This window comes from Rhizobium sp. R711, from assembly GCF_002211365.1.
Taxonomy (GTDB): Bacteria; Pseudomonadota; Alphaproteobacteria; order Rhizobiales; family Rhizobiaceae; genus Rhizobium.
Genome location: NZ_LOKZ01000017.1, coordinates 1 through 11231, shown reverse-complemented (window position 1 = coordinate 11231; position 11231 = coordinate 1). Strand labels below are relative to the sequence as shown.

The window sequence follows — 11231 nt, the reverse complement described above, 5'->3', positions numbered from 1 at the left end:
TCTGGACAAGGCGAATCACCAATGATTCATTGAGTTAGGTTCGGGCGAGCGGCGCTGCGAATCACACGAGGGATCAAGGCTGAAGAGATGATGAACGTGCGGCGGGCAACCGCAGCCGAGGGACGGCTGCGTGTCGATTTCGACGGCCTCCTGGCCTGGCGTGATAGCTTTTCAGCCAGGCGCTCCCGTGCTTCCTTGTCGTCCTCGCGCAACCTCTCCCAGGTCGAAATCGTCCTGAAGCGAATTATTCCGATCCTGATCGTGGCCTTCCTTACGGTTGTGGCTGCATCGCACTTTTTCGGAATGGTTTCCGAGTATGGTAGGACAGAGGCCGCCGCCCGCCACTCCACCGCACTTGCCGCCGCGACGGCCGCTGCGGCCTTCTCCGATGCCAACCAGATATTCGAAACCGCAGATGTCACGCAGGCGCAGGCTCGGCTGGCGCGCTTCCTTCCGCAAGATCGCCTGGACAATGACGCCTTTGTGCTATTGGTGCAGCCGAGTGGCAAGGTGTTCGCAGCAACGGCAGCCGGCTCGGCCTATCTTGGCTCCAGCGTCGGCGACTTCTTCTCGGAGGTCTCGGCGATCCGCCGTTTCGGCGATCGCGCCGGCGTCATAGAAACGACGATCAGCGGCCGCCCACACTACGCCGAAATCACTCTGATTGGCGAATCTGGCGGCTATGTCATCGCAGCGACATCGCTGGAGCGGATTGGCAAGCTCTGGCGCGACGAAGTCACGCTGAACGTGACCCTCTTCGCCGGCGTCTCCTCGATCCTGCTCGTCATCCTCTACGCCTATTACATGCAGGTGAAGCGCGCCCGTGACGCCGATGATATCTTCCTGGAGTCGAACCTTCGTGTCGAGACCGCGCTGTCGCGCGGTCGCTGCGGGCTCTGGGACTTCGATTTCGACAGGCGCGAATTCTACTGGTCGCGCTCGATGTACGAGATGCTGGGGCTTCCGGGTTCAGACCGGACGATGTGCTTCAGCGATGCGGCACGTCTGATGCATCCGGAGGATGGCGGTGTCTATGAAATCGCCCGATCGATTGCCCGCGGCGATGCCGGCCAGGTCGACCAGATCTTCCGCATGCGACATGCAGGCGGTCATTATGTCTGGATGCGGGCCCGCGCTCAGGTGATCCGCACCAACTCAGGCCGCGTCCATATGATCGGTATCGCGATGGACGTGACCGAACAGCATCGCCTCGCCCAGCGCTACGCCGAGGCCGACCAACGCCTGGCTGACGCCATCGAATGCACGTCCGAGGCCTTCGTGCTTTGGGACAAGAACGACCGTCTTGTCATGTGCAACACGCACTTTCAGCAGGCATATGGGCTGCCCGACAGCGTGCTGGTCCCTGGCACCGAGCGCAACGTCGTCAACGCCGCGGCGGCACGCCCTGTCATCGAGCGCCGGATCGCCGACGCAGATGGCTCCGGCTATTCCCGCACAACCGAGGTACAGCTTGCCGACGAACGCTGGCTGCAGATCAACGAGCGCCGTACCCGCGACGGCGGCATGGTTTCGGTCGGCACCGATATCACCTTGCTGAAGCGCAACCAGGAGCGTCTGCGCGATTCTGAACGCCGGCTCATGGCAACGATCGGCGACCTCTCCGCTTCCCGCCAGACTCTGGAAAGTCAGAAGTCCGCGCTCTCTGTCGCGAACTCCAACTATTTAGTCGAAAAGGAACGCGCGGAAGCCGCCAACCGGGCAAAGAGCGAGTTCCTGGCAAACATGTCTCACGAACTCCGCACGCCGCTCAACGCGATCCTCGGCTTTTCGGAGATTCTGCAGGATCAGATGTTCGGCCCGCTCGGCTCGTCGAAGTACAATGAATATGCACGCGACATCCATGACAGCGGCAAGCACCTCTTGAACGTCATCAGCGACATTCTCGACATGTCCAAGATCGAAGCAGGCCACATAAAGCTTGAATGCGAGACGATCGATCTTGCGCCACTCATCGAGGAAAGCCTTCGCTTCACCGCGATCCCGGCCGCACAGAAGAATATCTTCGTCGAGCAGCGCATTTGCGAGGGGATGCGGCTGACCGCCGACCGCCGCGCCATTAAGCAAATCCTGCTCAACCTGCTTTCCAACGCCGTAAAGTTCACCAATGAAGGCGGCCGCATCGCTGTTCGCACGCGCCGCACCAACAGCGGTGTCATGCTGACGATTGCAGACACTGGCATCGGTATCCCTCGCGCGGCGCTCGGCAAGATCGGCCAACCCTTCGAGCAGGTGCAAAACCAGTATGCGAAAAGCAAGGGAGGTTCTGGCCTCGGTCTCGCGATCTCGCGGTCGCTGACGACGCTTCACGGGGGCAAAATGAAGATCCGCTCACGCGAGGCGATCGGCACCGTCATTTCACTCCACATCCCGAACAACGGCCACTAAGATCTCACCACGGTCTGGAATATTTGCCTGACGGCTTTCGAAAGCCGTTTGATCTCTCCCTCAAGCGTCTTGATGTCAGGGCAGTCGCCTGCACGGGAAACGAGATCGGTCAGGCCCGCCGGCGCTTCCTTCGGATCGAACAGACCGTCGATGCAGAGCCGGATGAGCTGCGAAATGTCAGTATAGAGCGACAGCGCCGCAAGGCAGAGTTCCATGTCATCGCGGTCCATCAATTCCACGCCGACGAGCTTCACCTGCCCCGCCGTATTGAAATCGTCCTCCTCGATGAACAGGCCTTTCGTGGAGGCCACTAGCCGCAGATACTGCGCGATGAATTCGATATCGATCTGCCCGCCCGGAATGAGCTTCAGGTCCCAGATACTGGCCGGCGGCTTTTCTTGCTCGATCAAGGCTCGCATCTCCGACACGTCCTTGGCGATCTTCTCTGCATCGGTCTTCGAAAGGAGCACGTCGGCGATTATTCGCTCGGCCTCCCTGATCAGTTCTTTGTCGCCACACACGAGGCGGGCACGCGTGAGCGCCATGTGCTCCCAGGTCCAAGCCTCTTCCCGCTGATATTTTTCGAAGGACTTGATGCGAGTAGCGACCGGCCCCTTGTTTCCAGACGGCCGGAGGCGCATGTCGACCTCATAGAGCACACCCTCGGCCATCGGCGCAGAGAGCGCCGAGATCAGTCGCTGCGTGATGCGGGTGAAATAGCGCGTCGCGTCGAGAGGCTTGGGGCCCGAGGATTCGGCAGCTTCATCGTCGTAGTCGTAAACCAGGATGATATCGATGTCGGAGCCGGCGGTGAGTTCGAAGCTCCCGAGCTTGCCCATGCCAACGACAGCCACGCGGCCACCCGGAAAATCGCCATGTGCCGTCCTGATCTCCTTCATGACGGCATCGAGCGCTGCGTCGATGACGAGATCGGCCAGATGCGTGAAAGCGCGGCCGGCCATGGCGCCCCGGATTGCGCCGGTTAACAGCCGGATGCCAATGAGGAAGCGCTGTTCGTCGGCGAAGATGCGCAGTCGATCGAGCACCTCCTCATAGTACCGCGCAGGCGCCAGAAAGCCGCGGATGCGCTCGGCGAGATAGGCGCGCGTCGGCAATTCCGCCATCAGCCCGGGATCGAGCATGCCGTCGAAGACATGCGGTTTGGCGGCAATTACCTCTGCAAGCTTCGGAGCCGACGACATGATGTTGACGATGAGCGATAAGAGCGCGGGGTTGCTGCCGAGAAGCGAAAACAACTGAATGCCGGCAGGCAGGCCCGAGAGAAAGCTATCGAAGCGCAGAATCGCTTCATCGGCGCGCTTGCTCTCACCGAACACGCGCAGCAATTCCGGCGTCAACTCCGTCAGGCGCTCGCGTGCCTCCACCGACTGCGTCGCCTTGTAGCGACCGTAGTGCCAGGTGCGGATGACGCGCGAGATATCGGAGGGCCGCTCGAAGCCGAGCTTACGCAGCGTGTTCAACGTATCGGGATCATCCCCCTGACCGGTGAAAACCAAATTGCCCGTTCCCGTCGAGAGCTTGGTTTCCTGTTCGAACAGGCGGGCATAGCGCCGCTCGACCGTCTTGAAGACCTCGACCAGCCGCGTGGCAAAACTCGGTGTGTCGTCGAAGCCCATCATGAAAGCGATGCGCTTCAGGTCGGTTTCTGTCTCCGGAAGAAGATGCGTTTGCTCATCGTGCACCATTTGAATGCGATGCTCGACGTCACGAAGAAACCAATAAGCCTCGGTCAGCTCGTCGCGGGTCTCCTCGTCGATCCATTTCGCCTTTGTCAACTCCCCCAGCGTCTCTTCGGTGCCGCGGCAACGAAGTGCTGGCATCCGGCCGCCGGCGATCAGCTGCTGCGTCTGCGCGAAGAACTCGATCTCACGGATGCCGCCGCGGCCAAGCTTTACGTTATGACCTTTCACTGCGATCGCGCCATGCCCCTTGTGAGCATGGATCTGCCGCTTGATGGAATGAATGTCGGCGATGGCCGCGTAGTCGAGATACTTGCGGAAAACGAAAGGAACGAGCCCGCGCAGGAACTGTTCGCCAGCCTGGATATCGCCAGCGACCGCACGCGCCTTGATGAAGGCAGCACGCTCCCAATTTTGCCCCCTACCCTCATAGTAGATCATCGCCGCGTCGACGGGGATCGCAAGCGGAGTTGATCCCGGGTCGGGTCGCAGCCGCAAGTCGGTGCGGAAGACGTATCCATCCGCCGTCCGCTCCTGCATGATCCGTACGAGTCGCCGCATCACCCGCGGGAAGATCTCGATCGCGTTGTCGGGATCCGCGACGATCCCGGCCTGCTCATCGAAGAACACGACAAGATCGATATCCGATGAGTAGTTGAGCTCGGAGGCACCAAGCTTGCCCATGCCGAGGACGATCAGCCCTGAGCCCTCGCTCGGAGCTGCCACGTTCTTCAGCGTTACCTTACGCCCATCGTGAGCCGCGAGCAGGAGGTGATCGATCGCCGCCCCGACAGACGCTTCCGCCAACCGGCTCAGCCAGGCGGTCGTCACGCGGCCGTCGAACACGCGGGCGAGATCTGCGAGGGCGACAAGAAAGGCGACCTTGCGCTTGATGATGCGCAGATGGCTCATGACTTCGGCTTCACTCCGCGGCGCCTCGCCACCTGCTGCCGGTTTCCAGCATGCGCGCGCTTCTGCGATAAGGGCCTCTATGCGCGGCTCCAGCGGCTCTGAAATCGCTGTTGCGAGTATTGCCGCATCGATGTTCGCAATGTCACGTAGAAAAGGGGACAGGGTCAGCGCGGCGGTGACGAAGTCGCGAAGTGCGCCTTCCGCCTTGAGCATCTCCGCCACGGCCGGCTCGCTTTTGCCGATCTTCTGGAGGTCCGTTTGGGCAAGCTTCAGCTCGCTCTTGTTCAGCGGCTTCAGCAACCCTTCGGTTACTTCCACAAGGCTATGCCTCGAACTCGTCAGCATGCACCCTCCCTGGCGAACAGAACCGAGAACCGCCGGGGAGAATCATAGCAGCTTCCGGCAACTACGATCTAAGGTAGGGTCTACGGCGGCGATGGCCAACATCGAATTCGATCCGCAGCAACCGTGCTCGCGAGGCGCTATTTCGCCGGAAAGATCATGCTGACGATAAGACCTCGCTTCTCCTGGTTTTGCGGATCGGTATCGGAAAGCTCCAGCTTCCCACCGTGCAATTCCATCACCGCCTCGACTAGGGAGAGGCCAAGGCCAGTGCCGGGCTTTGATCGGCTTTCATCCAGCCGCACGAAACGTTTAAGCACATCTTCCCGCTTCTCGGCCGGGATACCCGGTCCACGATCGGCAACGGAAAGGCAAATGCCGTCAGGACGGCGAAGCAACGTGAGTGCTATGTCGCCGTGTCCATCCGCATCCGAGGAATACTTGATTGCATTGTCGATGAGATTGAAAATCGCCTGGCCGATCAGTTCGCGGTTGCCCTGCACGTCGATGTCAGGCTCGATCGACGACGTAAGGGCCAGCCCCGCTTCGTCAGCGACGGGCTCATAGAGTTCCACGCTGTCGGCGACGATAGCCGAGAGGTCCACCAGTGACATCTCGGCAGCGACCGATCCCGCCTCTACCCGCGAAATCATCAGCAGGGCGTTGAACGTACGTATCAATTGATCGGACTCGGAGATGATCCCCTCAAGCGCACTGCGCCGCACCTCGCCGTCCGTGGTGTCCAGTGCATCGGCGGCCTTGTTGCGCAACCGGGTCAGCGGCGTCTTCAGGTCATGCGCAATGTTGTCGGAAACCTGCCGCAAGCCCTCGTTCAGCTTCTCTATCCGACCGAGCATCGTATTGAGCGACACCGAAAGGCGATCGAACTCGTCGCCCGAGCCCCCGACAGGAAGACGCTGTGATAGATCACCGGCCATGATCTTCTTGCTGGCATCCGACATGCGGTCGATGCGCTTCAGGGCGTTTCGACCGATACCGAACCAGATGATGATCGCCCCGAGACCCATGATTGCCAGAGCGATCATCAGCGCCTGCCGGACCAGTCCGCGGAAGGCTTCGGGCTCACCGAGGTCGCGGCCGATCAGCAGACGCAACCCATTGTCCAAGACGAAGACATTGGCAACGGCCATATGCCGGCGGCTGAGGCCGCTTTCCGCATAGCGCTGATACATGAAGGGCAAGGAGGTCCACCCCTCTTCATCGAGTACACCAGGCTGCACGGATGCGACGTTGCCGGCGAGAATATCGCCCGAGGGACCGGCAATGATGTAGAGATTGGCGCCCGGCTGGCGCGCGCGGCGTTCCATTGTCCGCAGGAGGAGGTTCATGCCGCCGGTATCGTAAGCGCGCTGGACCTGATCCACTTCCTGCTGCACAGCCTCGCGGATCTGGTTGGTCAGAAGCCGCTCGGACATCGCCGTTACATAGAAGACCAGAGTCGCGGCGCAGATGGCGAAGAGCAGGATATAAAGTGCCGAAAGGCGGACCGCCGTGGACTTGAAGAGAAACCAGAAACGGTTCATCCCTCGTCCTTGATCATATACCCCGCGCCGCGAATGGTCTTGAGAAGCGGCTGGCTGAAGTCCTTCTCGATCTTCGACCGCAGCCGGGACACGTGAACGTCGATGACGTTGGTCTGCGGATCGAAGTGGTAATCCCAGACGTTCTCGAGAAGCATCGTGCGGGTCACGACCTGACCGGCGTTCTTCATCAAATATTCGAGGAGGCGGAATTCGCGCGGTTGCAGCGGTATTTCCTTGCCGCCGCGGCGAACCTCATGCGCAAGCCTGTCGAGTTCAAGGTCGCCGACGCGATAAACGACGTCCTGATCCGGCGTGCCCTTGCGGCGACCCAGCACCTCGACGCGGGCAAGAAGCTCACTGAATGCGTAAGGCTTCGGGAGGTAGTCGTCGCCGCCTGCCCTGAGGCCGGTTACGCGATCATCCACCTGACCGAGCGCGGAGAGAATGAGCACGGGCGTGTGAATTCCCTTGCGGCGCAGTTCGCTGATAACGGACAGACCATCGCGGCGCGGCAACATGCGATCGATAACGATCACGTCGTAGGTGTTTTCCGAGCCCATGAAGAGGCCGCTTTCGCCGTCGCTCGCGTGATCCGCCACGATGCCCGCCTCACGAAAGGCCTTGGTGAGGTAGACCGCTGCTTCCAGATCGTCTTCGATGATGAGAATCTTCATGCGGCCGACATTACTTGCCGGTTGCGTTTCGGCAAGGCTTAAACCTTCTTCCTGCTGCACAGAGGTCATTGCATTCACCCTATGGATATTGGCGAAAAGGAGCCGCGCCGGTAAGGCGCGACTCCCATCCTGTCAGGGTCGGGATGATTAGCCCTGGCCGTTGATCGGAAGGGCGACGAAGCGGCTGCCGTCCTTCGACTGGATCTGGAACAGCGCGCGGGTGCGCCCATCCTTCTTCGCCTGGTTCAGGACCTTGACGACATCGTCGGCATTGGAGACTTCCTGGTTGTTGACCGAGGTGATCTTCTCGCCTTCCTTGATGCCCTTGTCGGCCGCGTCGGAGTTCGGGTCGATACCCGTGATCTGCAGGCCCTTGCCATCCTCAGCCGGACCAACCGTCAGGCCGAGATCGGCCAGCGCCTTTTCCGAAGCGGGAGCCTGGCTTTCCGGTGCCTGATCGCCGTCATCAGCGGAAGCATCCTTCTGTTCAGCAGGCAGCGTTCCGAGTTCGACCGTCAGAGACTGAGCCTTGCCAGAGCGCCAAACGGAGAGCTCGACCTTCTTGCCCGGCGTCATGGCGCCGATACGACGGCTCAGATCGCGGGCATCCTTGACGGTTTCGCCGTTGACCGCAGTCACGACATCACCTGCCTTCATACCGGCCTTCTCACCGGGCGTTCCCGGCTGAGCGGAGACGACCAACGCGCCGCTTGCCTCGGAAAGGCCAAGTGAGTCAGCAATGTCCTTGGTAACCGGCTGGATCTGGACACCCAGGTAGCCGCGGGACACCTGGCCGTCCTTCATCAGGTCGGCAACGACATCCTTGGCAGTGGACGCCGGGATGGCGAACGCAATACCTACACTGCCACCGGACGGAGAGAAGATCGCGGTGTTGATGCCAACGACTTCGCCATTAAGATTGAAGGTCGGACCACCGGAGTTACCGCGGTTCACCGCAGCATCAACCTGCAGATAATCGTCATACGGACCAGAGCCGATGTCGCGACCACGAGCCGAGACGATACCGGCAGTCACCGTACCACCGAGACCGAAGGGGTTACCGACCGCGACGACCCAGTCGCCGACGCGAACATTGTTGTCATCGGCCCAGTTGACGTAGGCGAACTTGCGGCCCTTGCCATCGACCTTGAGGACAGCGAGGTCCGTACGCGGATCCTTGCCGATCAGCTTGGCATCGAGTTCGGTACCATCGTTCATCACTGCAACGAATGCTGCGCCATCGGAAACGACGTGGTTGTTGGTGACGATGTAGCCGTCCTCGGAAATGAAGAAGCCAGAGCCCTGTGCAACCGGACGCAGACGACCCTTGCCATCCTGCGGGCCATGATGTCCCTGCGGACCGCGGCGGCCCTGCGGACCCTGCTCGCCGAACTGACGGAAGAACGGCTTCAGGGCATCCGGAAGATCGTCGAAGCCGCGGCCATTGAAGTCGAAGGCAAAACCATTGCCCTCATCGTCGGATACTGGGTTGACGCGATTTTCAACACGCACGGAAACGACTGCCGGCGAAACGGCATCGACAACATTCGCGAAGCTCGGAACGGAGGGCGCCTGAACCTTTACGGCTTCAGCATAGGAACGCGTGATTTCGAGGGGAATACCGGTCGAAAGCACCGCAGCGGCAAGACCGGCGACGGTCGAAGCCTTCAGCGCGGTAGTGAGCGACGGAGCTTTGATATTCTTGAACATGAGTGGCACCTTCTTTGACTTCAACATCTACAGGATCAGGATGACCGGATCGGTTGATGAAGGAAGATATAGGACGGCACACCTTACTGCGAACTGTCCGAGCGATGAAAAATTCGTAATGTGCGATACGACCGCTGCAATCTGAGGAGCAAACTCCTCGACTAGAGCGCGAGAAGTCGATAATCCTCCTCCTCACGCCGGAGGAGGATGAGACAATGGCCCATGTGGTCACGGGGGAGGATTTTGCGCCTGATACTGCAGCGCTTGCCGCCGTCATCTTCGGTGTCACCGCCTTCGCTGTTGCGCAGGGACTGACCTACCCGCTAATTTCTCTCGTTCTCGAGCATCGCAATATTTCGCCGAGTCTTATCGGCTTCAATGCCGGCTGCTTTGCGGCAGGCCTTGCTGTCGCGACATTCGCTGTGACGTGGCTATCACGCAAAGTGCGGGGCGACCGCCTGATCGTTGCCGGGTTGATCGGCTGCGCGGTCAGCCTTTCCACCTTCGCGACGTTCGACATTTTCTGGGTGTGGTGCGTCGCCCGCTTTTGCCTCGGTTTCTTCGTCAGCCTGATCTTCATGTTGAGCGAAGCCTGGCTCAATACCGCGTGCCCGGATCGCCTGCGCGGACGCGTCTCCGGTCTCTATGGGGCTGGTATGTGCGGTGGCTTTGCCGCTGGCCCGCTCGTGATTCCGATCTTCGGCACCGAGCAAGGCTTTGCCTTCGCGTTGCTTGCGGTCTACGTCGCCTGCGTCGCCTTCCTGACGGTCATCCTTACCCGGCGAGCACGGACGCTTCCCGAGCAAGCCGCATCGGGCGCGCTCTTCAAGTTTGTCAGAAGCGCGCCGATGCTGATCTGCATGGTAGTCGCATTTGCATTTGCTGACATTGCCGCCATCTCGGCGATGCCGGTCTATTTCGTCCGGCTCGGTTACTCCGAAGCGTTCACCGCCATCAGCGTTACAGTGCTCGCGCTACCGACGGCGCTTGCCCAGCCGGTTGTCGGCTGGCTTCTTGACAAGACCTCGCGTTTCGGCGTCGCCATCTGCTCCGGCCTCCTTGCCGGACTGAGCTTCATTGCGATCCCATTTCTTGAGTCGCAGGCGGCAATTCTCGTGATGTTCGGCATCATGGGCGCGGCGAGCTTTTCGCTATACACCTGCGCTTTGACGATCCTCGGGGAACGCTACGCCGGCGATACGCTTGTCGCGGGAAGTGCGGCCTTCGCCCGTGCCTACGCCGCCGGCAGCGCGGTGGGCTCATCCTCGGTGGGTGCGGTGATGGACGTCTATTCGCCATCGGCAGGACCGATCGCGGCCGGTGGCGTGGTGCTCGCATTCACTGCGGTGCTTGTCGCGTCCGTCGTGCGAGGCCGCCTCCGCAGACGGTCGTAGGTCACTCGTCGAGCAATTCGCTCAAGCGCGCCTGTTCTTCGGCGGTCAGCTTGGAGCCGGTCGGACGGCCCGCCCTTTTCCGCGCGAAGACGATCAGCGACAGGCCGCCTGCAACAACCAGCAGGAGCGGCGCGCCCCACAGAAGGATCGTCTTCGTTTCAAAGCGCGGCTTCAGCAAGACGAACTCGCCGTATCGCGAGACGATGTAGTTCATCACCTGCGCATCGGTGTCGCCATCGGTGAGCCGCTCGCGCACCAGCAAGCGCAAGTCCTTTGCGAGCTCGGCATTGGAATCGTCGATGGACTGGTTCTGGCAGACCATGCAGCGCAGCTCCGCGGAGATCGCCCGGGCCCGCGCCTCGAGCCCAGGATCGGCCAGAACCTCATCCGGATTGACGGCAAAGGCCGGGGCTGTCGAGAAAACGACCGCCAGGACGACGAGGAGGCGCCGGATCATTCCGCCGGCTCCAGGGCCGGGCGCGCCGGCTTTGCCCTGCGGCTCGGCGCGCCGACCCGCAGGCGCCGGTCGCTCAGCGAAACGAACCCGCC

The 11231-nt window shown here is 61.0% G+C and carries 7 protein-coding genes; 2 read left to right on the top strand and 5 right to left on the bottom strand.

Annotated elements, in window-relative coordinates; genetic code table 11:
• Positions 1-87 precede the first annotated feature (87 nt).
• Positions 88-2406, top strand: a complete 2319-nt coding sequence (locus tag ATY80_RS17020; protein ID WP_088693553.1) for a PAS domain-containing sensor histidine kinase — start codon at positions 88-90, stop codon at positions 2404-2406.
• Here ATY80_RS17020 and ATY80_RS17015 read toward each other — a convergent pair.
• The 4 genes from ATY80_RS17015 to ATY80_RS17000 all read right to left on the bottom strand — a co-directional run bounded on the left by ATY80_RS17015 (position 2403) and on the right by ATY80_RS17000 (position 9288).
• Positions 2403-5363 (bottom strand): bifunctional [glutamine synthetase] adenylyltransferase/[glutamine synthetase]-adenylyl-L-tyrosine phosphorylase, encoded by a 2961-nt coding sequence (locus ATY80_RS17015; RefSeq protein ID WP_088693552.1) that lies wholly within the window; start codon positions 5361-5363, stop codon positions 2403-2405. The two genes, ATY80_RS17020 and ATY80_RS17015, sit on opposite strands and share 4 nt — an antisense overlap.
• A gap of 137 nt (positions 5364-5500) precedes the next feature.
• Positions 5501-6904, bottom strand: a complete 1404-nt coding sequence (locus ATY80_RS17010; RefSeq protein ID WP_088693551.1) for an ATP-binding protein — start codon at positions 6902-6904, stop codon at positions 5501-5503.
• Positions 6901-7647: a response regulator transcription factor gene (locus tag ATY80_RS17005; protein ID WP_088693550.1), complete on the bottom strand. Its 747-nt coding sequence runs from the start codon at positions 7645-7647 to the stop codon at positions 6901-6903. The genes ATY80_RS17010 and ATY80_RS17005 overlap by 4 nt, the downstream gene beginning before the upstream one ends.
• A 78-nt stretch (positions 7648-7725) precedes the next feature.
• On the bottom strand, positions 7726-9288 hold the full coding sequence (locus tag ATY80_RS17000; RefSeq protein WP_088693549.1) for a Do family serine endopeptidase: 1563 nt from the start codon (positions 9286-9288) through the stop codon (positions 7726-7728).
• A 215-nt stretch (positions 9289-9503) separates the two neighbouring features.
• Here ATY80_RS17000 and ATY80_RS16995 point away from each other — a divergent pair, with 215 nt between their 5' ends.
• A complete protein-coding gene (locus tag ATY80_RS16995) occupies positions 9504-10682 on the top strand; it encodes an MFS transporter (RefSeq protein ID WP_088693548.1) in 1179 nt (392 codons plus the stop codon).
• A 1-nt stretch (position 10683) separates the two neighbouring features.
• On the opposite strand, the gene ATY80_RS16990 is transcribed toward ATY80_RS16995, so the two are convergent.
• Complete coding sequence (locus ATY80_RS16990; RefSeq protein ID WP_088693547.1) at positions 10684-11139, bottom strand: cytochrome c-type biogenesis protein; 456 nt, start codon at positions 11137-11139, stop codon at positions 10684-10686.
• Positions 11140-11231 lie beyond the last annotated feature (92 nt).

Coding starts and splice junctions, on each gene's coding strand:
- ATY80_RS17020 (WP_088693553.1), top strand. CDS start 88: ATGATGAACGTGCGGCGGGCAACCGCAGCCGAGGGACGGCTGCGTGTC.
- ATY80_RS17015 (WP_088693552.1), bottom strand. CDS start 5,363: ATGCTGACGAGTTCGAGGCATAGCCTTGTGGAAGTAACCGAAGGGTTG.
- ATY80_RS17010 (WP_088693551.1), bottom strand. CDS start 6,904: ATGAACCGTTTCTGGTTTCTCTTCAAGTCCACGGCGGTCCGCCTTTCG.
- ATY80_RS17005 (WP_088693550.1), bottom strand. CDS start 7,647: ATGACCTCTGTGCAGCAGGAAGAAGGTTTAAGCCTTGCCGAAACGCAA.
- ATY80_RS17000 (WP_088693549.1), bottom strand. CDS start 9,288: ATGTTCAAGAATATCAAAGCTCCGTCGCTCACTACCGCGCTGAAGGCT.
- ATY80_RS16995 (WP_088693548.1), top strand. CDS start 9,504: ATGGCCCATGTGGTCACGGGGGAGGATTTTGCGCCTGATACTGCAGCG.
- ATY80_RS16990 (WP_088693547.1), bottom strand. CDS start 11,139: ATGATCCGGCGCCTCCTCGTCGTCCTGGCGGTCGTTTTCTCGACAGCC.